Below are 26,961 nucleotides of genomic sequence, written 5' to 3'. Positions count from 1 at the left end.
GATTTTGATGAAAAAATTTACTTATTTGTTTTTTACATTTGCTTTTGCATTTTTAATAAATGCTTGCTCAAGTGAAGAAAAAATCGAAAATGAATTTGCATTTGCTGAGTATAAAATGGGTGATGAAATTCTTTTAAAAAGTGTCAATGGTGGCGAGAAAACCCTAGTAAGAACACAAAATGGTTTTGTAGTAAAAGGTGAAGAGGGTAAAATTTTAATGTTTGATTTTTTTGGAACCTTTTGCACACCTTGTCAAGAAGAAGCCGCTCATCTAACAAGTTTGTGGCAAAAAAATGCTGACAATTTTATCATCATAGGACTAAGTCATTTTGAAAATGTTAGCGATCAAGCTGTAAAAGATTTTGCCATTAAATATGGGGCGTATTATTTCTTAAGCAATTCTAAAGAAAATGATAGAATTGTTGCACAAGCATTAAAAGATATCAACTATCAAAGCATGGAACAACTTCCTTTTAAAGTAGTTTTAAAAGATGGAAATTATCAAGATCTAACAGATTTTTGGAATAAAGACTCAAAAAGTTATGTGAAATATTATCTTGGAAAAGTTTCTACTGAGATTATGCAAGAAGATATTACTAGGATATTAAATGAGTCTAAAAAATGAAATTTTAGAACAACAAAAACTAGCAGAACCTAAAATGTTTAAGGTTTTGCTTTTAAATGATGATATTACCACCATGGATTTTGTAATTGAAATTTTAATGAATATTTTTCATCATGATTTTGAAAAAGCAAGCGCAATTATGCTTGAAATCCATCATCAAGGAAGCGGAGTTTGTGGTATATACACAGAAGAAATTGCACTTAGCAAAAAACAGCAAGTTGACATGGCGGCAAAAAATAATGATTTTCCACTCCAAACAAGGATAGAAGAACAATGAAATATAAAGAATTGATTGACTCATTTATACCAAATGCAAGACATTTAAGCTTTATCAATCATCATGAATTTATCACTTGTGAGCATTTGCTTTTTGCTTTAGTTAAGCTTAGCAATGATTTTAAAAATCTACTTGAAGAAATCGGAGATGGTGATTTACAAGGCTTTGAAAATGAATTAAAAAATTATCTAGCTAAAAATAATGAAATTTTAAAAAAAGAAATAGAACCTATTTTTTCTGTGATCTTGGAAAATATATTACACAAGCTAAATGCAAAAAATCAAACAAGTGTGATTGATTTTATCATTGCACTTTGCAAAGAAGAAAAAGCTTATTCTTATAATATCTTAAAAAAACACCTAATAGAAGAAGAAAAAATAAAAGAATTGTTACAAAATGCTGAATTTGAAAATTTAAAAACCCATACCATAGAGCTAGTTGAGCTTGCAAAAAAAGGCAAAATAGATCCTGTTATAGGTAGGAAATTTGAACTTGAAAGAATGATGCAAATTCTAAGCCGTCGTAAGAAAAATAATCCTATTTTAGTTGGTGAACCAGGTGTTGGTAAAAGTGCCATTATAGATGGGCTAGCACTAGCCATAGCTGAAGAAAAAGTGCCAAAACATTTAAAAAACTCAAAAATTTATAGCCTTGATATGACAAGCTTGCTTTCGGGGACAAAATATAGGGGTGATTTTGAAAAAAGGTTAAAAGATATCATTAAAGAATTAGAAAATATCCCTAATGCTATTTTATTTATAGATGAAATTCACACCATAGTAGGAACCGGTGCAAGCAATGAAAGTCATGCAGATATGTCAAATTTATTAAAACCTGCATTAAGTAATGGCAACATCAAATGCATAGGTGCAACTACTTTCATAGAATACAAAAATACCTTTGATAAAAACAAAGCTCTAAGTAGAAGATTTGCAAAAATTGATATAGATGAGCCAAGCGAAGAAGAGTGTTTTTTGATCTTGCAAGGCTTAAAAAGCAAATATGAAAATTTTCACAAAATCAAAATCAGTGATGAAATTTTACAAACAAGTATAAAACTAGCAAAACAATTTTTACATGATAAATTTTTACCCGATAGTGCAATTGATTTAATTGATGAACTTGGCGCAAGCTTTGCTTTAGAAGATAAAAAAAGTAAAAAAATAGTAAAAATAAAAGATTTAGAAAATACTTTAGCAAGAATGACACATTCTCATAAAATTTATGAAAGTGATCAAGGTAAAATCTTAAAAAATTTAGAGCAAAACTTAAAGCAAAATATTTTTGGACAAGATGAAGCCATTAAAGCTTTGTGTTCTATTTTAAAACAAAGCTATGCGGGGTTAAAAGGCAAAAATACCCCAAAAGGCGTGTTTTTATTTACCGGTTCAAGTGGAGTTGGTAAAACCGAACTTGCAAAAAATTTAGCACAAATTTTAAACCTTAATCTTGAAAGATTTGACATGAGTGAATACTCGCAAAAACATGATGTGAGCAAACTCATAGGAACTTCAGCAGGTTATGTGGGCTATGAAGATGGCGGCTTGCTTAGTAACAGCATTAGAAAAAATCCATTTAGCGTAGTCTTATTTGATGAGATAGAAAAAGCTCATCCTGATTTAACTAATACCTTTTTACAAATTTTTGATAATGCAAGTTTAACAGATAATAGTGGATTAAAAGCTGATTTTAAAAATACTATTATCATTATGACTTCAAATTTAGGTCTCAAAGAAAGTAATGAACTTGGTTTTTTAAGCAGTGATAAAGAAAAAAGTAATAAAGCCATAAAAGATTTCTTCGCACCTGAATTTATCAACCGTATAGATAAAATCATTCATTTTAATGACTTAAGTCAAGAAATTTTAGAACAAATCGTTCAAAAAGAACTAGATTTAATGGCAAAAAATTTAAACAACATCACCATGGAAGCTGATAAAAAAGTAAAAGAATTTCTTGCTAAAAAAACTAATAATAAAGAATTTGGAGTAAGATTATTAAAACGCATTATTGCCGAAGAATTAGGCGAGAGATTAAGTGATGAAATTTTATTTGGAAAATTAAAAAATGGTGGTAAATTAAAACTCAAACTTTCCAAAAATGAAAAAATTGAATTTGTATTCTAAACTTTTAAAAAGCCCTGATGATGCGCCTGTTTTTATTAGTGAAAAACTAGAAGTAAATTTTATACCTCATGCTTATAGCTTAGGACTTTTTCCATGGACTAGCAATCCTGTTACTTGGTGGTGTCCTTCTCCTAGAATGGTACTTTTACCTGATGAAGTGCGCATACAAAAAAGCATAAAAAAAGCTTTAAGAACTTATGAAATAAGACTTAATTTTGATTTTAACTCGCTTATCAAACATTGCGCAAAAAGAAAAAAAACTTGGATAAGTCAAGAATTTATACAAGTTTATACAAAGCTTTTTGAGCAAAATTTAGCTCATAGTGTTGAAGTTTATGAAAATGATGTTTTAATCGGCGGTTTATACGGACTTATAATAGGTAAAATATTTTTTGGTGAAAGTATGATAAGTCTTAAAAAAGATGCCTCAAAAGTAGCCCTAATAAGACTTTGTGAGCTTTTAAAACCATATGATTTTTTAATAGATTGTCAAGTGCCTAATGAACATTTAAAATTTATGGGTGCTAAAGAAATGACAAAAAAAGATTTTTTGAAAACACTAGAAAAAAAAGTTTCACTTGAAAGTGGCTTTAAAAATTTCAAAAATTTACTATAAAAAGATATACTTATACATAAATAAAATTGCATAAATATTTTGGAATGATTTTTGCTTTTAGTCTATAAAAGCTTTATTTTAAAGGAAAAATTATGATAAGCCCTTTTAAGTCAAAAGAACTTATTGTTGATGCTTTAGCAGGAAGAAACCTAAGAAGTCAAATGATTAATTCTAACCTTGCAAATGTTGATACTCCTTTTTATAAAGCAAGAGATATAGAATTTGAAACTGCTTTAGTTAATAGAGCAAATGAAATTTTCAAAAAAAAAGATACTAAAGAGCTTGAATTAGCAAGCACAAATACAAATCATCAAAAACCTTGGAAATTTCCAGACCCTAATAAATCAACTATTTATTTAAGAGATGGGCATTTGGCAAGAAATGATGCAAATACAGTAGATCTTGATGTAGAAACTACTGAAATGAGCAAAAATACTATGATGATTTCTGCTTTAGATGGTGTTTTAAGAAGACAAAGTAATATTTTTTCAACCATCATAGAAACAAGCTCTAAATTAGGCTAGGAGAAAAATAATGGCTTATTTAAGTGATTTTGATATTAGTGGATATGGACTTAGTGCTCAACGCTTTAGAATGAATGTAATTAGCTCAAATATAGCTAATGCTAATACTACTAGAACAGCAGAAGGTGGTCCATATAGAAGAAGAGAAGTGATTTTTAAAGCAACTGATTTTAACGAATTGCTAAACAAGCAAATAGCTAAAGATAATAATTTTTTAGAATATGAAAATCCTTTAAACGATCCTGCTTCACAAAAAGATGCAAAACCTGCTATAATGAGCGTAGTAGTTGATAAAGTTGTAAGAGATGATAAAGATTTTCGTATGAAATTTGACCCATCTCATCCAGATGCGAATGAACAAGGTTATGTTGCTTATCCAAATATAAATCCTGTTATTGAAATGGCCGATTTAATAGAAGCAACAAGAGCTTATCAAGCTAATGTAAGTGCCTTTACTAGCACCAAAACTATAGCACAAAGTGCGATAGATTTACTAAGAGGTTAATAAATGAACACTATTAATGGTATAAATCAATTTAACAATGTTAATAACAAAAACAATAATAACAACACAAGCAACATAGGAGATGAGTTTTCGAGTTTATTAAAAAATTCCATCAACGATCTTAATAAAACTCAAGAAACCGCCGAAGCTGCTATGGTAGACATTGCAACAGGTGAAGTCAAAGACTTACATCAAGCTGCAATTGCGATTAGCAAAGCTGAATCAAGTATGAAATTTATGCTTGAAGTTAGAAATAAGGCTATAAACGCATATAAAGAAATTTCAAGAACCCAAATTTAATATATGCTTTCAAACACCATTAGAAATAGGGTTTCAAAAGTAGCTTTTGCTTTTTGTATGGCTCTGTTTTTTATGGCCTTATTTTTACTTTCTACTTTTTTTCTAACCTCAAAACGCCATATACCAAACACTCAAAAAGAACAATATTTTTCCGCTCTTAGAGGCAATATCATCACAAGCGATAATTTTACCGTAACTTCTAGTAGGCAAATTTATAGAGCTGAAATTGATCTAAGGAGCTTAAATCCCGATAAAAAGGATTTATTTTTAACTCTTTTTCAAATTTATAGTGGCGCAAGTGATGAACAAATGCAAGATATAAAAAAAAGAATGCTTGCAAAGAAAAAAAGAAGTTATAATTTTATTTTACTCCAAGATATTAACTCAAAAGATGCAAGTTATTTAAAAGAACTAGCTAAAAAACTTTATACTCAAGGTTTTTTTAAATCCTTCACAAATAATAATGGCAGAGTGGAGACAAGAGGGCTTGATATTATAGAACACAAAGAAGATCGTGTATATATGCCAAAAGATTCACTTACTCCAATCATAGGCTACACAAGAACTTATATGGATGAGCAAAGTGAAATTTTTAAAAATGTCGGCATAAAAGGTTTGGAAAAATACTATAATGAATGTTTAAATCCTTTGCAAAATGCTAAAATTCAAGGTTTAAGAGATATAGGTGGTAATATTATCTTAAATTTGCATTCTTATGAACAACGCAAAATAGATGGTTGTAATTTATACTTAAATATTTCCTTAAAACTTCAAAAAGGTTTAGAAAAAGCTATCGATAAAAGAAATGAAGATCTAAAAGCCAATGAAATTATAGTTGCCATCATGGAAAGCAAAAGCGGAAAAATTCTAGCACTTGCTAGCTCAAGAAGATATGATCCGCAAAATCGCGGAAAAGATCTATCTGTGCTCAATGCAAGCGCCATAGAATATGGCTATGAAGCAGGATCTGTTATAAAACCTTTTATATTTACCACTGCATTAATGCTTGATAAAATCAAAGTTGATGAAATCATTGATACTCAAGGTGGACAATACAAACTTGGTCGTTTTACCATACGCGACGATCACAAAAAAAATAAAATGAGCATGGAAGAAGTTATTACTTACTCTTCAAATGTCGGTATGATTAAAATTGCCCAAAGATTAAGTAATCTTGAAATCATCTCAGGACTTAGAATTTTTCGTTTTGGAGAAAAAAGCGGTATTGATCTTCCTTATGAGCAAAAAGGAGAAATACCAAATCCAAAAAGATTAAGAGAAGTTGAAAAATCTGTATTAAGTTATGGTTATGGCTTGAAAACAACTTTTATACAACTTTTAGCTGCTTATAATGTATTTAACAATGATGGAATTTACATCACCCCACAAATTGCAAATAAAATTTATCAAGATGGGCGTTTAATAAAACTTGATGATGAAGTTAAAAAAGAAAAAATTCTTTCAAGCAAAGCTGCCAAAGAAATGCAACAAATTTTAATTAATGTTATTGAAAAAGGAACCGGTAAAAAAGCACGAACTCGAGGTATCATTATAGGTGGAAAAACGGGTACAGCTAGGATTGCTGAAAGAAAAGGCTATACTTCAAATCGCTATAATGCCTCGTTTTTTGGCTTTGCAAATGATGAGAAAAATACCTATACCATTGGAGTTTTAGTAAGACATCCTACCAAAGCTTATAGTTATTATGCCGCACAAAGTGCTTTACCTATGTTTAAAGATACAGTAAATCTTTTGATTAAGGAAAGTTATTTAAAACCCATAGAAAGCAAAAACAATGACATTAAAAAATAAAATTACAATAATAATCTTTTTTTATATTGATTTTTTGTTTCGCTTATTTAAAACATTGGGTTTTATTATTTATAACTTTACTTGTGTTTTTAGTTATATTGTATTTACTCAAACTGCAATCAAAAAATATAATACACAAACCAAAAACAAAAGAAACTCTTAAATATTTGATACTACCAGATATTCCGCTTAAAAATATAGATACAAGCAATGTTGACAATATTGAAGGAGTGTTTTAGGATATAAGATCCAACAAGCTCTAAATAACTACAACAAAAAAGCTTAAAATTCATTGCTGGGATGTTTCAAATGTATTATGGATGGAATATGCATTTTTTTGTGAATCTATTTTCAAAATTCCTTTTTCAAAAACTCCAAAATTTAATCAAGATTTAAACAATTGGAATATTGATAGTGTTATAAGCACACAAAGTATGTTTAGTGGATGTATAAATTTCAATCAAAAACTATCAAACTGGAATTTAGAAAATATCCCGAGAAAAAAAATATATGTTTTTAATACCGCTATAAAAATTAATATAAAAACTATATTTTTACTTGATTTAAAATAAACTCTATAAACTCATCGCTATCATTAGGACATTTAATAAGCTCATAATCGCTTTTTGCTAAGTGCCTATATTCAACTCCAAGCTCAAAAATCGTTTCAGAGCAATCTATACAAAAAGATACAGGATAAATCAAAGCTTTTTGATCTAAACTTTCTAAAATATCACTTGTATTAGGCTCAAGCCATTTAACTGGGCCTAGTTTTGATTGATATGATAAAATGATTTGGTCAAATTTATTTTTAAGTTTTTCTTTTAAAATATCCACATGCTCTTGCACATGTTTTTCATACAAATCACCTTTTTTAATCACTGAAAGCGGTAAAGAATGCGCAGAAAAAATCAAAATTTTATAATCGTATTCTCTCTTTTTTTCTAAAATATGCTTTATAATCATTTCATTATAAAGTTCATCTTTATAAAAAACATCAATGATTTTTACATTAGCTTGGTTTTGGATATTTCTTAGCTCATTTTCCACTACTTCTAAAGAACTAGTTACAGTGGTTTTAGAATGATGAGGATACAGAGGAAATAAAATAATTTCGTCATTTTGCTTAAAATCATATTTTGAAAAAACCTCATTTGCAAAAGGTGGTACATAAAGACTAATAAAATCAAATTTATATTCTCTAGTTTTAGAATTTAATTTATCACATAAACTTTGTGTGATTTGAGTAAGCGGGGATTTCCCACCCATTTTTTCATAGTTTTGTTTCATAGCTTTTAATCTTGATTTTCTTATCATAAAAGCTACAAATTTTCTTAAAAAAACATTTTTTATCCCTAAAATATAAGGATCATTAAACATATTTTTTAAAAAAACTTCACATTCGTCAAGTTTATTCACTCCACCCATATTTAAAAAAAAGACATATTTCACTATCAAACACCTTCTAAAATTTCTTGTACTCTCAAAGCATCTTCAATGCTAGCCAAATTTTCACAAACCCCATTTTGTAAAAACTCAAAAAAAGCCTCATGCTCAGCATATAAAGGAGAATTTTTATATAAATTTGGAATTTTTTGCATATTAATAAAAAGTTCAAAATTTTTAAGATCAAGTTCATAAGTATGTTTTTTACCTAAAAGTGTGATCTTTCTTATAATGCATTGTCCATTCCAACTATCATGGATATTTGCTAAAATATTTTCCAATTTTAAACCTATCATTACCTCATCTTCAAATTTATCATGATGAAAGCTTTTATAAATATTTGCTTTTAAAATTTGTTCTTGACTTAAAAATCTAACTAAGTCAATATCATGCACACTAAGATCACTTAAAACACCCACATCATTTATTCTTTGTGGATAAGGAGAAATTCTTTGTATGTTAATACTTATAATATCATCTTCTAAAAGTTTTTCTTTTAAAGTTAAAATAGCCGGATTAAATCTCTCACAAAAGCCCACCCCTACTCTGACTTTATTTTCTCTAGCTTTTTGCTCTAAAATTAAAATTTCATCTACATTTAATGCCAAAGGCTTTTCTATTAAAACATTTTTTATTTTAGGAAAAACCTTTAAAGCTATATCTAAATGCGTATGAGTAGGCGTAGCAATGATAACACCATCAAGATTTTGTGCTAAAAAATCATCAAAATTTTTATGAAAAAAGTGTTTAAATTTATCTTTACAGAAAGGATCATAAAGATGAATTTCTTTTACTTTTAAATTACGCTCGAGTTCTCTTAAATGGTTTTTACCCATTTTACCAAGGCCTATAAGCCCTATTTTCATTTAAAAGCCTCAATCACTCTAATTTGGTGTTCTTCTTTTAAAAACGCACTCATAGGTAAGGATAAAATTTCATCACTTAATAGCTCTGTATTTGGCAAATTACCTTTTTTATAAGCAAGATAATCGAAAGCTTCTTGCAAATGAAGCCCCAAAGGATAATGCACCGCAGTAGGTATACCTTGCTCTTGTAATTTTTGCATGAATTTTTCTCTATTCTTTACACGCACGCTATATTGAGCCCAAGCACTCACAAAATCATCTTTTCTTGGCGGCAAAATACAATTTTTTAAATTTTCATCATAAACTTTTGCTATTACTTCTCTTTTTTTAATCTCTTCATCTAAGTATTTTAATTTCACATTTAAAACAGCTGCTTGGATGGTATCAAGCCTTCCATTAATACCGATGTATTTATGCTTATATCTTTGCACTTGTCCATGATTTAAATAAATTTTTATTTTTTGCGCTAATTCATCATCTTGGGTAAAAATCGCCCCGCCATCTCCATAAGCACCTAAAGGCTTAGACGGAAAAAAGCTTGTGCAAGATATATCAGCTATAACACATGATTTTACACCCTTTTGACTAGCTCCAAAACTTTGTGCGCTATCTTCTATCAAAGCGATGTTTTGACTTTTACAAAGTTCTTTTAAAGCAAACATATCAGGCATAAGCCCAAAAATACTCACAGCAATTACAGCTTTAGTTTTAGGCGTGATAGCGCTTTGAACTTTTTCTAAACTAAGATTATAATCTTTAAAATCAATATCTACAAAAACAGGCTTAGCACCGATTAGAGCAACCATTTCAGCCGTAGCTATAAAGGTAAAACTTGGCACTATTACCTCATCATCCCTACCCACACCCAAAGCCATCAAGGCTAAAAATAACGCGCTTGTGCCACTTGAACAGCCTATTGCATATTTAACACCTACATATTTAGCCAAATTATTTTCAAATTCTTCTAATTTTGCGCCACCTATAAAAGAGGTGCTTTGTAAAACTTCACCAATAGCCTCATCGATTTCATTTTTATAAGCATTATATTGAGCATTTAAGTCTATAAAAGGAATTTTCATTATATTAACCTTATAAATTTAAAATCATGATTATAAGATAGTTTTACTTAATTTAAAGTATTTTTGGTATTATTTTAAGCAAAAAACTAGCTAGGAAAATCTATGGATATAAGAAAAGAATATTTAGAATTTTTTAAATCAAAAGGACATGAAATCACTCCTTCAAGCCCTTTGATGCCTGATGATGCAACTTTACTTTTTACTAATGCAGGTATGGTACCTTTTAAAAGCATATTTACTGGAGAAGTACCACGCCCTAATCCTCCGCGTAAAACAAGCTGTCAAACTTGTATAAGAGCCGGTGGAAAACATAATGACTTAGACAATGTAGGCTATACGGCAAGACATCATACTTTCTTTGAAATGCTTGGGAATTTTAGTTTTGGAGATTATTTTAAAGAACAAGCTATTGCTTATGCTTGGGAATTTGTAACTGAGGTTTTAAAATTACCTAAAGAAAGATTATATGTAACCGTTCATGAAAGTGATGATGAAGCATATGAGCTTTGGCAAAAACATATAGAAAAAGAAAGAATTTATAAATTTGGCGATAAAGATAATTTCTGGCAAATGGGCGATACTGGACCATGTGGACCTTGTAGTGAAATTTTTTATGATCAAGGCGCTGAGCATTTTAATTCTAGCGAAGATTATATGGGTGGAGATGGAGATAGGTTCTTAGAAATTTGGAACCTGGTTTTTATGCAATATGAAAGAAGTGCTGATGGCACGCTTACTCCATTACCAAAACCAAGTATTGATACAGGCATGGGGCTTGAAAGAGTTAGTGCTATAAAAGAAGGAAAATTTAGTAATTTTGATAGTTCTTTGTTTATGCCTATTATTGAGAGTATTGCAAAACTTTGCGGTAAAACTTATACCTATGAAAGCGGAGCTAGTTATAGAGTAATTGCTGATCATATAAGATCAAGTGTATTTTTACTTGCTCAAGGAGTTGGCTTTGATAAAGAAGGCAGGGGTTATGTTTTAAGAAGAATTATGCGTCGTGCCTTAAGACATGGATATTTGTTAGGTCTTAAAAGAGCTTTTATGTATGAGCTTGTAGATGTAGTTTGTGAGTTAATGGGTGGGCATTATACTTACTTAAATGAAAAAAAAGAATTTATTAAAGAACAAATCAAACTAGAAGAAGAAAGATTTTTAAGCACTATTGAAAATGGTATAGAAATTTTTAATGAAGAACTTAAAAAAACTAAAGATATTTTTAGCGGTGAAGTGGCTTTTAAACTTTATGATACTTATGGTTTTCCGCTTGATTTAACCCAAGATATGCTAAGAGAAAAAAATCTTAGTATAGATGAGGCTAAATTCAATGAGCTTATGCAAGAACAAAAAGATAGAGCTAAGGCTTCTTGGAAAGGAAGCGGGGATAAAGCAGTTAGTGGGGACTTTAAAGTTTTATTAGAAAAATTTGGCAAAAATACTTTTAGTGGCTATGAAAATTATGAAGAAAAAACTAAAATCATAGCCATTTTAGATGAAAATTTTAAAATCATAACCGAAGCTAAGGCAGGAGATATAGCGTGGTTAATGCTTGAAAAAACTCCATTTTACGCAACAAGTGGAGGACAAAGTGCTGATATAGGCTTTATCAATGAAAATGAGGTTTTAGATACACAAAAATTCTTTGATATTAATCTTAGTCAAGTAAAATTAAAACAAGATCTTAAAACAAATGATGAAGTGTTAGCTTGCATAGATACTAAAAAAAGAGAACAAATCGCAAGACATCATAGTGCGACACATTTACTGCACCACGCTTTAAGAGAAATTCTTGGCTCACACATTAGCCAAGCAGGCTCTTTGGTAGAACATAATAAATTAAGATTTGACTTTACTCATCCAAAAGCTCTAAATAAAGAAGAATTAAAGCAAATAGAAGCTTTGGTAAATACCTACATCATGCAAGCAAATGAAGCTAAAATTGAAATTTTAGCTTTAGACGAAGCTAAAAAAAGCGGTGCTATAGCTTTATTTAGTGAAAAATATCAAGAAAAAGTAAGAGTTTTAACCCTAGGAGCTAGTAAAGAGCTTTGCGGTGGTACCCATGTGAAAAATAGCTCTGAAATAGGAAGTTTTTACATCATCAAAGAAAGTGGTGTTAGTGCTGGAGTTAGAAGAATAGAAGCAGTGGTAAGCAAAGCTGCGCTTGATTATGTTAGTGAAAATTTAAAAGAGCTTAATCAAGCCAAAGAAGAATTAAAAACTCAAGATATTTTAGGCTATGTAGCAAAATTAAAAAATGAAATAGCTAGTTTAAAAAATGAATTAAAAAATTCAAGCAAAGCAGAATTAAACTCTAAAGAACTAAATGGCATTCAATATTGTGTACAAAAAATAGATAGTGGTGATATAAAAACTATGATAGATGAGTTTAAAAACAAATTTAACAAAGCTGTAATTTTACTTTTACAAGAAAAAGAAGGTAAGATTATCATAGCAGCAGGTGTTAAAGACACTTCGTTAAAAGCTGGTGTTTTGGTAAAAGAAATTGCACAAATGCTTGGTGGAAACGGTGGCGGTAGAGATGATTTTGCAACAGCTGGCGGTAAAGATACAAGTAAAATAGAACAAGCACTTGATCATGCTAAAAAAATCATAGAAGAAAGTCTTGCTTAATGCTTTATTTAGCTTCAAGTTCGCCCTCACGCGTTGCTTTGCTAAAAGAAGCAAATATCGCTTTTGAGCAAATTATTATCGATTATGATGAGAGTTTAATAAAAAAAGATAATCCAAGCTCTTATGTGCAAAAAATTGTTTTAGAAAAAGAAAGACAATTTTTTACAAAATATCCTGACTTAAAAAATGTTTTATTTGCTGATAGCATAGTTTGTGCTCAAAATATCATTCTTACTAAAGCTAAAAGCGACAATGAGGCTTTTAATATACTCAATTTACAAAGTGGTAAAAGTATTAGCGTTTTAAGCGCGATGATTTTAGTTTTAGAAGATAAAAAGATTTTTAATCTTAGCAAATGTGATTTGATCTTAGATAAATTTGATTTAAAAGATATGCAAGAATACATTGATTCAAAACTTTATCAAGGTAAAGCCGGTGCTGTGATGTGTGAGGGATTTCATAAAAAATATATTAAAAAAATCATAGGCCATCAAAGTACAGCACTAGGGCTTAATATAGAACTTTTGAAAGCATTTTTATGATAAAAATTTTAAAAATATTTCTTTCTTTTTGTATAGTATGTATGGTTGGAGTTTTTATATTTATTGCATATTTGTTTTCTGATTCTGATTTAAATCAATACACCTTTAAAGATTACAAACCGCCTCTTACAACACAAATTTTTGATAAAAATGGAAAATTAGTTGCAAATGTTTTTGAGCAACACCGCTTTTATGCTCCTTATGAAGAACTTCCACCAAGACTTATAGAAGCTTTGGTAGCCATTGAAGATACTAGCTTTTTTGAACATGGTGGGGTCAATATAGATGCAATTTTTAGAGCAACTATTAAAATCATAAGAAGCGGTGGAAAAACTATGGAAGGAGCTTCCACTCTTACTCAACAATTCATAAAAAATACAGAATTAACTCCTGAGCGTACTTTGAGCAGAAAGCTAAAAGAAGCTTTGCTTGCATATAAGATAGAAAACACTTTAACTAAAGAGCAAATTTTAGAAAGATATTTAAATTTCATCTTCTTTGGACATGGATATTATGGAGTAAAAACTGCTGCGCTTGGGTATTTTAGAAAAAATTTAGATGAGCTTAGCTTAAAAGAAATTGCCATTTTAGTAGGTATGCCAAAGGCTCCAAGTACTTATGATCCTACCAGACATTTAGATCTTTCTTTAGCTAGAGCAAACAGCGTAGTACAAAGAATGCATAATCTTGGTTGGATTTCTAAAGAAGAGTATGAAAATGCCTTAAAAGAAATTCCAAAAGTATATGATGATACTTTAACACAAAATACAGCCCCTTATGTTACTCAAGAAGTTTTAAAACAACTAAGCGGGATTAAAGACTTAAAAAGTGGTGGCTATAAAATAGAACTTGCTATCGATCTTGATGTGCAAAATATTGCAAGAGAAGCCTTAAAATTTGGCTATGATGAAATAGTTAAAAGAGATAAAGATGCAAATTTAAGCACACTCAATGGAGCTATGATAGTAGCAAATCATCAAAATGGAGACATTTTAGCCTTAGTTGGCGGGGTAAATTACACAAAAAGTAATTTCAACCGCGCCACTCAAAGCTTAAGACAACCGGGGAGTTCTTTTAAGCCTTTCTTATATCAAATTGCCATTGACATGGGCTATTCTCCTATGAGTAAGGTTGCTGATATTTCAAGAATTTTTGAAAGCACTAAAAAAGATGAGAAAGATTGGAAACCTAAAAATTATGGTGGAAAATTTCTAGGACTCATAAGTTTAAAAGAAGCGCTAACTGGCTCAAGAAACCTAGCTACCATAAATTTAGCTCTTGCCCTAGGACTTGATGTAATCCACGATAAACTTCAATTTATGGGCTTTGAAAACATACCAGTTGATTTATCTATAGTTTTGGGTAGCTTTGGAATTTCCATTTATGATTATGCTAAACTTTACACGGTATTTGGAAACTATGGTGTGCAAAAAGACTTATTACTCATTAAAAGAGTAATCGATAAAAATGGTAAAATAGTAGTAGAATTTAATTCCGGAGAAAGAAAAATCAGTGAACCTGAACAAGCTTTTTTAGTCAATGATATGATGCAAAATGTTGTAAAAAAAGGCACTGGGCGTAATGCTAGAGTAGAAGGGATTGAAATAGCTGGAAAAACAGGCACTTCAAATAAAAGCATTGATGCGTGGTTTTGTGGCTTAACTCCTGAAATAGAAGCTATCATTTGGTATGGAAATGATGATAATAAGCCTATGAAACAAATAGAAGGTGGTGCAAGAACTGCCGCTCCAGTTTTTAAAGAATTTTTAACAAAATACTTAGAACTTTATCCTGATAGCGCTAGAAAATTTATCATCCCAAAAGGGGTTTATCAAGGAATTTATGAAAAACAAAGAGAGTACTACACCAATACTTCTCCATTTCCAAAAAACAACCCTGCTCTATCTGAAAATAATGAGGTAATTTTTTAAAAATATTTTTTATAAAATAATAAAAATTATCCTTCTATTTTCCTTTATATGTTTTAATATCACAAAATATATAAAGGATGCTTCATGAATATCACAAACGAACAATTATATAACAAAAGACGCCATTTTTTAAAACTAGGTGCTGGAGCTTTAGTTAGTTCAGCTTTAGTTCAATCTGAATTAATGGCATTAAATTTCTTTCCTGATTCTAACAATGAAAAATTAAATTTAAGTGAAGAAAAAATTGCAACTAATTATGTTAATTTTTATGAATTTTCCACTGATAAAAAAAGAGCTGTTGAGCTTGCAAAAAATTTCAACACAAATGGTTGGAAAATAGAAGTTAGCGGGGAAGTTGAAGAACCTTTGACTTTAACTATGCAAGATTTATTGGCTTTTCCATTAGAAGAGAGAATTTATAGATTTCGCTGTGTTGAAACTTGGTCTATGGTGGTGCCTTGGGTTGGTTTTGAATTGCGTGCTTTAATAGAAAAATGTAAAGTTAAAAGTGAAGCTAAATTTATAAAATTTACCACTCTTTTTGATAAAAATCAATTTGCCGATCAAGCCTCATTTTTTCCAACTCTTGATTATCCTTATGTAGAGGGCTTAAGATTAGATGAGGCTATGCACCCACTAACACTTATGGCTGTGGGTATGTATAAAAAGCCTTTATTAGGACAAAATGGAGCACCGATTCGCCTTGTAGTTCCATGGAAGTATGGCTTTAAAAGTATAAAATCTATTGTAAAAATAGAATTTACCAAAGAACAACCTAAAACCACATGGGAGTTAGCAAACCCTAGAGAATATGGATTTTATGCTAATGTTAATCCAAATGTCTCTCACCCAAGATGGTCTCAAGCAAATGAGCGTCCTTTGGGAGATTTTTTCACTAAGCCTACACAGATGTTTAATGGCTATGAAAAAGAAGTAGCGCATTTGTATAAAGATATGGATTTAAAGGTTAATTTTTAATGAGCAAAAAAGTTTATAATATCAGTGGATTTTTAGCTTTTGTTTTAAGTATTGTTTTTAGTGTTTATCAAATCATGCAAGAATTTGATATTGTAAAATCTGTATATTTTTATAGTGGTGTATTTGGCTTAATCTTTTTTGGATTAAGCCTATTTTTTTCACTTTTAAAGTATAAACACACAAAAGATTACCCTAAATTTTTAGGTTTTTATGCATTTTTTTGGGTTTTGATTCACTTTTTTAATTACTTTGCTTTTAGTAAAAATTTAGATTTAATGCTTTTTTTCAAAGATACTTTTAGTAAAAATTTAGAATTTAGTGGTTTTATAAGCTTTTTTATACTCACACTTATGTTTATAAGCTCATTTAAGCTTTTTAAAAAATTAAGTAAGATAAGAAAACTTGGCTATTTTTGCTTTTTACTAGTATCTTGGCATTATTTTTTATCTGCAAAAATACCGCAAATTCCACATTTTTTAGCACTGAGCCTAGCTTTAATTTTCTTGTTTTTTAAATTATGGAATAATTACAAAAAAAGAAGAAGTAAATATTTACAAGCTCAATCATTATAAAAACATTTTATATTTTCCACAAACCCTCAACAGAGAGTTTGTGATTTAATCATCGTTTTTAATACTAATATAAACTAATGCTAAAAGCATATAGGTTACTAATCTAGTAGCATCAGGCAAACCATTCCAAGTTTTACTCATCCACATGCCAAACCACTCTGCAGCCACCACTTGAAAACCAAAAAACCATAACAAACAACAACAAGTTAAAGCAATGATTCCAAATTTTTTAGCTTCATGGAAAGTTTTTACATCTAAATTTCTTGCTTTAAACATATCTAAAGCACCTTTTAAAGCAGTCAGCATAATAAAAGCTTCAAAACAAATAATAAAGATATAAGCAATATGATGGATCGTAGAATTTGTAATAGCCCTATAAATAATAGCATTACCTAAATAATCAGGCTTAGTATCCATACTCATAACATGTTTTACAAACTGAAAGTTTGAATTATAATCAGTTATATTACCAAAAACAACAATAGCAGCCAAAGAGGCAACGGTAAGCAAGATAATCATTTTAGAATATCTTATTACACTCATCATAGAAAAACTACAATTGCAATTCATTAAATACTCCTTTTTGTTAAAGTTATATTAATATAATACAACAAATATTAAATAAAACTGAAATATCTAACGCAATCTCAAAGAATTGACTACAACCGTTACCGAACTAAAACACATTGCTAAAGCTGCCAAATGCGGACTAAGACTTATAAATGGCACAAGACCTGCCGCAATGGGAATACATAAAGCATTGTAAACAAAAGCCCAAAAAAGATTAAGTTTGATGATATTTTTAGTTCTTTGAGAAAGCTCGAAACAATAAGCTATTAAAGATAAATCATCTTTTATCAAAATCAAATCTCCGCTTTTTTTAGCAAGCTCACTTGCTTTAGAAAAACTTATGCTTGCACTAGCTAAATTTAAAGCAGGAGCATCATTGATACCATCTCCTATAAAAAGAACTTTTTCTTTTTTGATTTTTTCTTTTATGAAATCAAGTTTTTGCTCAGGTTTTAAATCAGAATAATATTCATCAACATTAAGCTCATTTGCTATTTTAGTAACACTTTTTTTATTATCACCACTTAAAATAATACTTTTTATACCTTTTTGTTTTAAATTTGCTATCAAATTTTTAGCTTCGTTTTTAAGTTCATTTTTTAAACAAACCCCGCCAAGACAAATATTATTTTTTGCAAAATACAAACATATAGGTGCTTGATCTTCAAATTCTTGCAAAAATTGCTTGCTTTTTTGTATATCAACACTATTTTCAAGCATTAATTTTTCATTGCCTATTAAATATTTATCATTATTTTCCTCATAAAGCAAACCACTACCCACTAAAACACTTAATTTTCCTTGTAAATTTAAATTTACATTCAATTCTTTAGTAAAAGCCTTTGCAATAGGATGTGAGCTTAAATTTTCAATTTGCGTGAGTTTTTGAAAATTTTCTTGAGTTAGATCATGCTTATAAATACTTAAATCATCTTGACTTAAAGTGCCTGTTTTATCAAAAATAGCAAGTTTTATACTAGCTAAATTCTCTAATACCGCTGGATTTTTTACTAAGATAAAATTTCTTGCACCATTTGCTAAAGCACTAACTATGGCTATAGGGGTTGCTAAGCCCAAAGCGCAAGGACAAGAGATTAAAAGAGTGGCACAAGCATGTAAAAATGCTGCGTTGACTCCTTCTTTAAAATACCAAAAAACAAACACAAAAAGTGATAAAACAATAATACAAGCTACGAAATAAGCTGAAATTTTATTAGCTAAATTTGCTAAAGGTGTTTTGATATTGCCTGCTTTAAAAACAAGATCTTTAATTTGTTCTAATGAGCTTTCAATCGCCTTTTTACTAGCTTTAATCTTTAAGCTTCCATTAATCAACACACTTCCTGCTAGAATTTCATCATTTTGCTTTTTCAAAAGTGGTAAAAATTCTCCTGTTAAAAAACTCACATCAACCTCAGCCTCGCCTGCTATAATTACCCCATCAGCAACAACGCTTTCACCCTCTTTCACTAAAATCACATCATTTTCTTTTACAAAAGCACTAGGTATGCTTTTTATACTTGCATCTTCTAAGATTATATTAGCTTTTTTAATATCTATATTTTTTAATTTGTTTTGATATTCTAAGGATTTAAATTTAGCCTTTTCTTCTAAGTATTTACCTAATAAAACAAAGCTTACAATCATCGCTCCGCCACTAAAATACAAATAACCATCTTTACTAAATACCTCAAAATACACAAAAAAAGAATATATAAAAGAAGTAAAAGCACCTAAGGATATCAAGGTATTCATATCTAAATTTTTATGCCTTAATCCTTTAAGAGCGTGGATAAAAAAACCTTTTCCGCAATAAAAAATCGCTATCATGGATAAAAACATTTGAATTAAAGCAGAAACATTTCCTTGAACAAACATTTCAAAATACATCACAATAGAGCTTAAAATTATACTCACAATAAGCTTTGTTTTCATATTTTTAAGCTCTTTGAGTTTAAATTCGTATAAATTTTGCTCTTCTTGTAATATTTCAAAACCCAAAGCCTTAATTTTTTCTTTGATCTTTGCTTCTAAAGATAAATCTTTAAGCAAAAACACTCCACTAGAATTGACATAAGAAACACTTACATCTTCTACCCCATCAATTTTTGCACAAACTTTTTCTATAGCATTAGAGCAATTAACACAGGTCATATTGCCTATTTTTAGCTTTAACTCATGCTTCATCTGTCTCAAAACCTAAATCTTGCAATTGTTTTTTAAACTCTTCAACTTGCTCTGCTTTTAAATCAATCTCTATGCTTTTATTTTCAACACTTATTTGCATAGCACCAAATTCATCTTCCAATGAAGCTTTGATTAAATTTACACAACTTTGACAATTAATATTTTTAGTTTTTATAATCATTTATTCTCCTTTTTCTCTGTATTCATATTTATGAGTGTGAAAAATTTTATTTTTTATAAATTTAAAACCCATTTTTTCATAAAGCATTTTTGCATTTATATTTTCATCTTCTACGATTAATGAAAGCTTTTTGCCATTTTTCAAAGCTTCATTGAAGGCATATTCAATCAATTTCTTAGCAATACCTTTCCCTCTTGCCTTTTCATCCACGCAAATACTATCTAAATAAAACTCATTATCACATTCTTTTAAAACTTTTTCATTAAATCCTAAAAATTCTAAATGCTCATTTAAAGACTTATCTAGCTCATCTGCCAAAGCCCCATCATAAAAACAAATCACACCTAAAATTTCATTATCTTCTTCATAAACATATATATTTTCATAGCTTAAACGATTATTTTCTTGAGTGAAGAAATTTTCTAAAACCTCTATGGCTTTTTGATGATCATTATAGCCACTAAGTTTATATATAAAATGATCCATTGCCAAAGCAAGCAATTGTATACATTTTTTAACATCATCTTTCCTAGCTTTTCTGATCACTCTTTTGCTCCTTTAAAATCAAATTTAGACTTCTTAGTTTATACTTTTAACTTTAAAACAATATAAGAAAGAGAGAATTTATGGGAAGAGCGTTTGAATATCGCAGAGCCTCTAAAGAAGCAAGATGGGATAAAATGAGCAAACTTTTTCCAAAACTTGCAAAGGCTATACAAGTAGCAGCAAAAGAAGGCGGAGCTGATCCTGATATGAATCCAAAGCTTCGTAGTGCCATAGCTACTGCAAAAGCTAATAATATGCCAAAAGACAATATCGATGCAGCTATTAAAAGAGCAAGTGGAAAAGATAGTGCTGATATTAAAAATATCCACTATGAGGGAAAAGCAGCACATGGAGCTTTAATCATTGTTGAGTGTATGAGTGACAATCCTACACGCACAGTGGCTAATGTAAAAGCAATTTTTAGCAAAAATGGTGGAGAAATTTTACAAAATGGCTCTTTAACTTTTATGTTTTCACATAAAGCTGTTTTTCATCTTGAAAAATATGATGGAGATTTAGAAGAACTTGAACTTGAACTCATTGATGCAGGACTTGAAGAACTTGAACAAAATGATGAAGAATTACTAATTATAGGTGATTACACTGCTTTTGGTGAACTTAGTAACGCCATAGAAAAAAAAGGCTTAGTGCTTAAAAAAGCAGGACTTGAATATCTTGCTAATAACCCCGTAAGCTTTAGTGAAGAGCAACTTCTTGATATTGAAAAATTGCTTGATAAATTAGAAGATGATGATGATGTACAAGCAGTTTATACCAACATAGAATAGGAGCAAAAAAATGCTTAAAAAAATCGACATAAAAGATGCAAAAAAATACAATTTTGCTATCATTAGCACTGAAAAAGGCGATATGAAATTAGAATTATTTCCCGATGAAGCACCACAAACTGTGTGTAATTTTGCCAACTTAGCCAATGAAGGTTTTTATGATGAGCTTATTTTTCACCGCGTGATTCCAAATTTTGTAATACAAGGTGGCTGCCCTTATGGTATAGGTTCAGGTGGCCCTGGTTATGAGATAGAATGTGAATGTGACGATCAAAAACACAAGCACTTAAGAGGTAGCTTATCTATGGCTCATGCTGGTAGAGATACAGGTGGTTCACAATTTTTTATCTGTCATAGCCCACAACCTCATTTAGATGGAGTACATACTATCTTTGGACAAATCAATCCTGAAGACAAAGAAAGTTTAGAAGTACTAGATAGCATTAGAGCAGGAGATAAAATCAAAACTATCCAAATTTTAGAAAAACTTTAATTTTACATCTCCTTAAAATTGTGCTATGATTTTTTAAGGAGATTAGTTATGCATTTTATTTTTATTTGTATTCATCTTATCTGTGCTATATTTTTTATAGCCTATGTATTTTTTGATGTTTGTGTTTATTGCTTTGCTTATAAACACGAAAGCAAAGAAGATTGCGATAAAATTAAAAAAGCCTATACCAAATCAAGTATTTTTATTTTTGCTAGTATTTTTATCTTACTTTTATTGAGTGGTTTTTATCTTTTAAGTTTTTATGAATTTAATTCTTTTTGGGATTTTTTTGCAAGCAATTTTGGAGTATTTTTATTTATCAAGCTTTTGCTACTAATAACAATGTTAGCTTTAACTTGTTATTCTTTGTTTTTTATAAAAATTTTAAAAAGAAGAGATTCTTTAAAATCTCACTTGATTGCATTGATTTTATGTATTTTAATAGTCATTTGTGCAAAAGCCATGCTATATTTTTAAAACATTAAAACTAAATTTATATCATTAGTTTAAAAAATTAAAGGGTGTTTATGCTTGGTGATATTATAGATTTTTTACTTACTCTTGCAAAAGATTGGGGTTATTGGGGGATTATCTTTCTTATGTTTATAGAAAGCTCCTTTTTTCCTTTTCCTAGTGAAGTAGTGATGATACCTGCTGGATATTTAGCTCATCAAAACGAACTTAACTTTTGGCTATGTCTACTTTGTGGGACTTTTGGAGCTCTTTTGGGTGCTTTATTAAATTATTACTTATGTTATTTTTTAGGGCGTAATGTTATTTTAAAAATATGTAAATATTTTGGAGTTAATGAAACAAAATTTGCTCAGTTTGAAGCCTTTTTCAATAAACATGGTGAAATATCAACATTTAGTGGTAGATTAATCCCTGGATTGCGTCAATACATTTCTTTACCTGCTGGACTTGCAAGAATGAATTTGAAAAAATTTATATTTTATACTAGTTTGGGAGCTGGAATTTGGTGTTTGATTTTACTTATATTAGGTTATATTTTAGGTAAAAATGAAGACTTACTTAAAGAATATCTACATTTTGTTATTATTGCTTGTATTATTTTTATAAGTATGCTTTTAGCTATTTATATTTATATACAAAAAAAGAAAAATCGCACTTAATTTTTTTAACTTCCTTAAATTACCTAGTGCATATATTTTTAATATTTTTACAAAAATATTTTAAATTTATAAGATTTTATATTTTAATTTTGATAAAATCTTTAAAAACTATTTTAAAGAATATTTATGCAAAAACCATCAATTCAAAATTTAACTAATTTTTTAATCGAATATATTAGCGTTTTTCTAAGTGCAGGAACTTACACAGCAAGAGTAGCAAAATGCGTTGGAAGGATAGCTAATGCGTATGGTTATGAAATTAATATGAATTTTTTCTTTCATCATACTACGCTAAATATTTTTGATAAAGATGATAACTCTATACAAAGAACCTACATCATACCTAACAAACACAATCATATTAATTTTAAACTTATTTTAGAACTTAGTGCATTAAGTTGGCAAATTCATGATCATAAATACAACCTAGAAGAAGCCAAAATTTCTCTTTTAAAACTCAAACAAACCAAAAAAAATCCTTTTTTAGCTAATTTATTTTTAGTTTCAGCAGCAAATTCGGCCTTTTGTAAGCTATTTGGGGGAGATTTTTATGGATGTTTATTTGTATTTTTAGCTACTTTGGTGGGTTTTAGTTTGAGAGTTTTACTCACTAGAATAAAAATTGATTTAAGAATTCAATATATTTTTTGCTCTTTTTTATCTTCTTTTATTGTGTTTTTTGGAGTGGATTTAAAGCTTATACAAGAAGCAAATATTGCTTTGGGTTCTAGTATCTTGTATTTAATACCTGGAGTTTATTTTATAAACTCAATTATAGATATTTTAAAAGATCACATACTTATGGGTTTTAGTCGTATTATTAGTGTGGCGATATTGGTATGCTGTATTGCTATTGGAATTTATACCACTCTTAGCATTAGTGACTTTGGAATTTTAAGATGATTGATTATTCTTCTATACTTTGGGATATGTTTTTTGCAGCTTTAACAGGATTTGGTTTTGCTTATGTGTGTAATCCGCCCTTTAAAACACTCATACTCTCAGCCATATTGGCCGCCATAGCGCATGGTATGCGTTTTACTCTAATGGGGTATTTTGGCTTTCAAACTTTAGCTATTGCGACCTTTATAGCTTCTTTTAGCATAGGTTGTCTTGGTTTGTTTTTGGCTAAGATTTTTAAAACACCTGCTGAAATTATAGCTTTTCCTGCTCTTATCCCTATGATACCCGGAATTTACGCATACAAAGCTATATTGTATTTGATTTCTTTTATACGCTCAGAGGATATTGGCGAAAAAACTAATTTTTTGATTCATTTTTTTGATTATTTCTTTACAACACTTTCGGTAACATTAGCTCTAGCAGTAGGAGTAAGCATAACCTTGCTTTTATTTTTTGAACAAAGCTTTATGATGACAAGAAGTATTAAAAAAAGCAAAAATCACGATCAAAATTAATCGTGATTCATTTTATTCTTTGCCTCTATTCCCATGAGTGCAAAAGCTGTTTTAATACTCAAGGCACATATGGCAAAAAGTTTTAAAAGCTCATCTTCATTGCTTGAGCCAACAACTTTATTTTCATTATAAAATTTATGAAATAAAGAGGCTAAATTTTTTAAATAATCAGGAATTTTTTGCAAGGCTCTTGATTCGAATGCATCATTAAGTACTGCTTTTAAATTTAAGCTTTCAAACAAAAGATTCATACCATCTTCATTTAAACTCTCAAATTTAGCATATATAACATCATTTACACTCTTACCTGCTTTGGCAAATACTTGATGAATTCTCGCATGAGCATAATTAATATAATACACAGGATTAGAGCTATCTTCTTTTTTAAACTCATCTACATCAAATTCCAAATGCGTATCACATTTTTTGCTGATAAAAATATATCTTAGCACATCACTACCAAGTTCTTCTAAAACATCACCCATTAAAATGAAATTTCCTGCTCTTTTACTCATCTTATAAGGCTCGCCATTTTTTAACAATGAAACCATTTGTGCTAAGATAATTTCAAGATTTTGACTATCATGACCTAAAAATTCCATAGCAGCTTTCATTCTAGCTATATAGCCGTGATGATCAGCCCCCCATATATTGATACACTTATCATAACCACGGCTCATTTTATCTTTATGATAAACTATATCAGCAGCTAAATAAGTTCCTTTTCCATCATCTTTAATAATCACACGATCTTTCTCATCGCCTTTAGCACTTGATGCAAGCCATATTTTACCATCTTGCTCATAAGTTCCACCATGCTCTTTTAAGGCTTTTAAAGTATTTTCTAATTCATTATAATAACTTGTTTCACTCACATAAGCATCAATAAATATCTTAGCATCAGCTAAATTTTTCTTGATAATTTTAAGCATTTTATCTTTAGCCCAAAGTGCTAATTGCGGAATGTTTTCTTCTACAAAGAAATCTTTTTCAAATTCAGCAAAAGCCTCTTTTGCTACATCTACGATATATTCACCTTTATAATACTCATCAGGATATTGAACTTGCTCTTTTAAACAATGCTCTTTCACTGCAAGTAATATAGAAAGACCTAAAAGATAAATTTGATTACCCGCATCATTGACATAATACTCTGTATCAAATTTATATCCTAAATGCCTAGCAACCCTAGTTAAAGTATCGCCAAAAATAGCTCCTCTAGCATGTCCTATGTGTAAAGGCCCTGTTGGATTTGCACTCACATACTCAAGTAAAAAACTCTGCTCTTTTTTATCATCTTTTGCAAAATTCTCACTATCACTCAAAGCTTGTGTAGCTAAAGAATTTAAAAAAGCTCTTGAAAGCTTAAAATTTACATAACCATTTAAAGCCTCTACACTTTCAAAACAATCACAATCTTTTAACTTAGCAACAATATCATTAGCAATTATCATAGGGTTTTGCCTTAATTCTTTGGCTAAAGAAAAAGCCAAAGGTGTAGCAAAGTGAGCTAGATTTTTATTCTTAGGATTTTCTAAGATAAAATCTCTTCCTAGTTTTTCTTTAATTTCTTTATAAACTAAAGTTTTCAATGTTTTGCCTTAAGCTTTTTTTACTTCTTCATTGTTTTCTTTTACAAGCACATCTTTTTCATTGATTTTTTCAATTTTTTGTGCATCTTCTTGAACGATTTTTTTATCATCATCAGTATTCATTTCATCTTTAAAAGTTTTAATACCTTTTCCTAAACCTTTAGCAAGCTCTGGAATTTTTTTTGCACCAAAAAGTAACACCACAATAAGTAATATAATCAACCATTGAGTTCCGCTTGGCATATGCATTTTATTCTCCTTTATTCCATTGAATTTGAATTTGTTTTAAATCATGTTTTGTACTTTTTAATTTTGAAGCTTCAAAAACTGCTTCTAACTCCCTATAGCTTTTTTCAAGATCATCATTTATGATTAAAAAATCATATCGATCTAAATAAGCCATTTCATCACTAGCATTTTCTAATCTTTTGCTAATATCTTCTATTTTATCAGTATTTCGCTTAAGCAATCTTTTTTCAAGTTCTTTTTTATTTTTGGTTGTAATAAAGACAGAAGTAATATATTCAGGCATTTTTTCTTTAGCTATACAAAAACCTTGCACATCAATATCAAAAACGACACTTTTACCCTCTTGCAATGCTTTTTTTACAGGGATTAACGAAGTGCCATAATAATTTTTATGCACCAAAGCCCATTCTAAAAAATCACCTTTTTCTATGCCTTGTTTAAATTCTTCTTCACTGATAAAAAAATAATCTACTCCATTTTTTTCATTTTCCCTAGGAGCTCTTGTTGTGCTTGAAATAGAAAAATAAATATTATCTTTTTCTTTAAAAAGTTTTTGAAGCAAGGTACTCTTACCTGCTCCACTTGGCCCTGAAATAATTAAAATTTGACCGCTCAATGTTTATCCTCATCAAAGCTTATATTGATGTTTATATTCATCTTCATACCTTTCAAGGCTGCCTTTAAAGTATCATCAGTAATACTTGAAGTAATGGTTTGAGCTATACTCTTACTAAGCTCATTTACCATTTCATCTTCTTGTAAATTTTCTATTTTTTCTTGAGTGCTTAATCTATTTTCTTCTTTCTTTTCTACAATAGCTGGAGCAAGCTCTTCGCCTAAAGCTAACATAATATCATTTTCATTTAAATTTGCAAACTCATCTTGTGTATCGTCTAAAATTTCGCTCATATTTTCCTCTATATTTTCCTCTATATTTTCCTCTATATTTTCCTCTATATTTTCCT

General features: G+C 29.6%; 30 protein-coding genes and 1 pseudogene. 20 read left to right on the top strand and 11 right to left on the bottom strand.

What is annotated here, in order from left to right:
* The first annotated feature begins 7 nt into the window (after positions 1-7).
* The 9 genes from L8X27_RS00155 (at position 8) to L8X27_RS00115 (ending at position 7,357) form a co-directional block, all read left to right on the top strand.
* Positions 8-625, top strand: coding sequence for a TlpA disulfide reductase family protein (locus tag L8X27_RS00155; protein ID WP_263671257.1), 618 nt, complete (start codon positions 8-10; stop codon positions 623-625).
* On the top strand, positions 609-902 hold the full coding sequence (locus L8X27_RS00150; protein ID WP_220566880.1) for an ATP-dependent Clp protease adaptor ClpS: 294 nt from the start codon (positions 609-611) through the stop codon (positions 900-902). Before L8X27_RS00155 ends, L8X27_RS00150 begins: the two co-directional genes overlap by 17 nt.
* Positions 899-3,028, top strand: a complete 2,130-nt coding sequence (locus L8X27_RS00145; protein ID WP_133318694.1) for an AAA family ATPase — start codon at positions 899-901, stop codon at positions 3,026-3,028. Before L8X27_RS00150 ends, L8X27_RS00145 begins: the two co-directional genes overlap by 4 nt.
* On the top strand, positions 3,003-3,644 hold the full coding sequence (gene aat / locus L8X27_RS00140; protein WP_263671256.1) for a leucyl/phenylalanyl-tRNA--protein transferase: 642 nt from the start codon (positions 3,003-3,005) through the stop codon (positions 3,642-3,644). Before L8X27_RS00145 ends, aat begins: the two co-directional genes overlap by 26 nt.
* A 92-nt stretch (positions 3,645-3,736) precedes the next feature.
* Positions 3,737-4,168: a flagellar basal body rod protein FlgB gene (gene flgB, locus L8X27_RS00135; RefSeq protein ID WP_133318692.1), complete on the top strand. Its 432-nt coding sequence runs from the start codon at positions 3,737-3,739 to the stop codon at positions 4,166-4,168.
* 10 nt (positions 4,169-4,178) lie between these two features.
* The gene (flgC, locus tag L8X27_RS00130) at positions 4,179-4,673 is read left to right on the top strand and encodes a flagellar basal body rod protein FlgC (protein WP_133318691.1); all 495 of its coding nucleotides are present in this window, start codon (positions 4,179-4,181) and stop codon (positions 4,671-4,673) included.
* 3 nt (positions 4,674-4,676) lie between these two features.
* Positions 4,677-4,973, top strand: coding sequence for a flagellar hook-basal body complex protein FliE (gene fliE / locus L8X27_RS00125; protein WP_133318690.1), 297 nt, complete (start codon positions 4,677-4,679; stop codon positions 4,971-4,973).
* A gap of 3 nt (positions 4,974-4,976) precedes the next feature.
* A complete protein-coding gene (locus L8X27_RS00120) occupies positions 4,977-6,785 on the top strand; it encodes a peptidoglycan D,D-transpeptidase FtsI family protein (RefSeq protein WP_263671255.1) in 1,809 nt (602 codons plus the stop codon).
* 263 nt (positions 6,786-7,048) lie between these two features.
* The gene (locus L8X27_RS00115; RefSeq protein WP_318529405.1) at positions 7,049-7,357 is read left to right on the top strand and encodes a BspA family leucine-rich repeat surface protein; all 309 of its coding nucleotides are present in this window, start codon (positions 7,049-7,051) and stop codon (positions 7,355-7,357) included.
* Here the strand turns inward: L8X27_RS00115 and hemH are convergent.
* The 3 genes from hemH to L8X27_RS00100 are packed head-to-tail and all read right to left on the bottom strand — an operon-like array spanning position 7,332 to position 10,170.
* Positions 7,332-8,237 (bottom strand): ferrochelatase, encoded by a 906-nt coding sequence (gene hemH / locus L8X27_RS00110; RefSeq protein ID WP_263660142.1) that lies wholly within the window; start codon positions 8,235-8,237, stop codon positions 7,332-7,334. The genes L8X27_RS00115 and hemH overlap by 26 nt on opposite strands.
* A gap of 2 nt (positions 8,238-8,239) precedes the next feature.
* Positions 8,240-9,097, bottom strand: a complete 858-nt coding sequence (locus tag L8X27_RS00105; RefSeq protein ID WP_263661026.1) for a Gfo/Idh/MocA family protein — start codon at positions 9,095-9,097, stop codon at positions 8,240-8,242.
* Positions 9,094-10,170, bottom strand: coding sequence for a DegT/DnrJ/EryC1/StrS family aminotransferase (locus L8X27_RS00100; RefSeq protein ID WP_263671306.1), 1,077 nt, complete (start codon positions 10,168-10,170; stop codon positions 9,094-9,096). Before L8X27_RS00100 ends, L8X27_RS00105 begins: the two co-directional genes overlap by 4 nt.
* Before the next feature lie 108 nt (positions 10,171-10,278).
* Between L8X27_RS00100 and alaS the strand changes: the two genes are divergently transcribed.
* The 5 genes from alaS (at position 10,279) to L8X27_RS00075 (ending at position 16,839) form a co-directional block, all read left to right on the top strand.
* Positions 10,279-12,816: an alanine--tRNA ligase gene (gene alaS / locus L8X27_RS00095; RefSeq protein ID WP_263671254.1), complete on the top strand. Its 2,538-nt coding sequence runs from the start codon at positions 10,279-10,281 to the stop codon at positions 12,814-12,816.
* The gene (gene maf, locus L8X27_RS00090; RefSeq protein ID WP_263680944.1) at positions 12,816-13,358 is read left to right on the top strand and encodes a septum formation inhibitor Maf; all 543 of its coding nucleotides are present in this window, start codon (positions 12,816-12,818) and stop codon (positions 13,356-13,358) included. The genes alaS and maf overlap by 1 nt, the downstream gene beginning before the upstream one ends.
* Positions 13,358-15,289 carry a transglycosylase domain-containing protein gene (locus L8X27_RS00085; RefSeq protein ID WP_263671305.1) on the top strand — a complete coding sequence of 644 codons (1,932 nt, stop codon included), beginning with the start codon at positions 13,358-13,360 and terminating at the stop codon, positions 15,287-15,289. The genes maf and L8X27_RS00085 overlap by 1 nt, the downstream gene beginning before the upstream one ends.
* Before the next feature lie 84 nt (positions 15,290-15,373).
* A complete protein-coding gene (msrP, locus tag L8X27_RS00080) occupies positions 15,374-16,267 on the top strand; it encodes a protein-methionine-sulfoxide reductase catalytic subunit MsrP (RefSeq protein ID WP_263671253.1) in 894 nt (297 codons plus the stop codon).
* Positions 16,267-16,839, top strand: a complete 573-nt coding sequence (locus L8X27_RS00075; RefSeq protein ID WP_133318682.1) for a sulfite oxidase heme-binding subunit YedZ — start codon at positions 16,267-16,269, stop codon at positions 16,837-16,839. The genes msrP and L8X27_RS00075 overlap by 1 nt, the downstream gene beginning before the upstream one ends.
* Before the next feature lie 45 nt (positions 16,840-16,884).
* On the opposite strand, the gene L8X27_RS00070 is transcribed toward L8X27_RS00075, so the two are convergent.
* The 4 genes from L8X27_RS00070 to L8X27_RS00055 form a co-directional block, all read right to left on the bottom strand.
* Positions 16,885-17,409: a DUF2165 family protein gene (locus L8X27_RS00070; RefSeq protein ID WP_207920993.1), complete on the bottom strand. Its 525-nt coding sequence runs from the start codon at positions 17,407-17,409 to the stop codon at positions 16,885-16,887.
* A gap of 66 nt (positions 17,410-17,475) precedes the next feature.
* Entirely contained in the window at positions 17,476-19,596 is a 2,121-nt protein-coding gene (locus L8X27_RS00065) for a heavy metal translocating P-type ATPase (protein WP_263671304.1), read from the bottom strand.
* Positions 19,586-19,777, bottom strand: coding sequence for a cation transporter (locus tag L8X27_RS00060; protein WP_263659023.1), 192 nt, complete (start codon positions 19,775-19,777; stop codon positions 19,586-19,588). Before L8X27_RS00060 ends, L8X27_RS00065 begins: the two co-directional genes overlap by 11 nt.
* Complete coding sequence (locus L8X27_RS00055) at positions 19,778-20,323, bottom strand: GNAT family N-acetyltransferase (protein ID WP_263671252.1); 546 nt, start codon at positions 20,321-20,323, stop codon at positions 19,778-19,780.
* Positions 20,324-20,403: 80 nt separating this feature from the next.
* On the opposite strand from L8X27_RS00055, the gene L8X27_RS00050 reads away from it, so the two are divergent.
* The 6 genes from L8X27_RS00050 (at position 20,404) to L8X27_RS00025 (ending at position 24,155) form a co-directional block, all read left to right on the top strand.
* Positions 20,404-21,111, top strand: a complete 708-nt coding sequence (locus tag L8X27_RS00050; RefSeq protein WP_133318678.1) for a YebC/PmpR family DNA-binding transcriptional regulator — start codon at positions 20,404-20,406, stop codon at positions 21,109-21,111.
* Positions 21,112-21,121: 10 nt separating this feature from the next.
* A complete protein-coding gene (locus L8X27_RS00045) occupies positions 21,122-21,604 on the top strand; it encodes a peptidylprolyl isomerase (RefSeq protein WP_263671251.1) in 483 nt (160 codons plus the stop codon).
* A gap of 48 nt (positions 21,605-21,652) precedes the next feature.
* On the top strand, positions 21,653-22,081 hold the full coding sequence (locus L8X27_RS00040) for a trehalose-6-phosphate synthase (RefSeq protein ID WP_263671250.1): 429 nt from the start codon (positions 21,653-21,655) through the stop codon (positions 22,079-22,081).
* Positions 22,082-22,131: 50 nt separating this feature from the next.
* Positions 22,132-22,737, top strand: a complete 606-nt coding sequence (locus L8X27_RS00035) for a DedA family protein (protein WP_263661035.1) — start codon at positions 22,132-22,134, stop codon at positions 22,735-22,737.
* 126 nt (positions 22,738-22,863) lie between these two features.
* A complete protein-coding gene (locus L8X27_RS00030; RefSeq protein WP_263671249.1) occupies positions 22,864-23,640 on the top strand; it encodes a threonine/serine ThrE exporter family protein in 777 nt (258 codons plus the stop codon).
* Positions 23,637-24,155 carry a threonine/serine exporter family protein gene (locus L8X27_RS00025; protein WP_133318673.1) on the top strand — a complete coding sequence of 173 codons (519 nt, stop codon included), beginning with the start codon at positions 23,637-23,639 and terminating at the stop codon, positions 24,153-24,155. Before L8X27_RS00030 ends, L8X27_RS00025 begins: the two co-directional genes overlap by 4 nt.
* On the opposite strand, the gene argS is transcribed toward L8X27_RS00025, so the two are convergent.
* From argS to L8X27_RS00005, 4 genes and pseudogenes are all read right to left on the bottom strand, one after another.
* Positions 24,152-25,747 (bottom strand): arginine--tRNA ligase, encoded by a 1,596-nt coding sequence (gene argS / locus L8X27_RS00020; RefSeq protein WP_263671248.1) that lies wholly within the window; start codon positions 25,745-25,747, stop codon positions 24,152-24,154. The two genes, L8X27_RS00025 and argS, sit on opposite strands and share 4 nt — an antisense overlap.
* Before the next feature lie 9 nt (positions 25,748-25,756).
* On the bottom strand, positions 25,757-25,996 hold the full coding sequence (locus tag L8X27_RS00015) for a twin-arginine translocase TatA/TatE family subunit (protein WP_263671247.1): 240 nt from the start codon (positions 25,994-25,996) through the stop codon (positions 25,757-25,759).
* Position 25,997: 1 nt separating this feature from the next.
* Positions 25,998-26,612 carry a guanylate kinase gene (gene gmk / locus L8X27_RS00010; RefSeq protein WP_263671246.1) on the bottom strand — a complete coding sequence of 205 codons (615 nt, stop codon included), beginning with the start codon at positions 26,610-26,612 and terminating at the stop codon, positions 25,998-26,000.
* Positions 26,609-26,961, bottom strand: a pseudogene (locus L8X27_RS00005) (highly acidic protein); the annotation flags it as partial. The pseudogene L8X27_RS00005 and the gene gmk, both read right to left, overlap by 4 nt.

It is taken from the genome of Campylobacter sp. CNRCH_2015_1657, assembly GCF_025772685.1.
Taxonomy (GTDB): domain Bacteria; phylum Campylobacterota; class Campylobacteria; order Campylobacterales; family Campylobacteraceae; genus Campylobacter_D; species Campylobacter_D lari_D.
The sequence above is the reverse complement of the archived record's forward strand: the minus strand, read 5'-3'. Positions and strand labels throughout refer to the sequence as shown.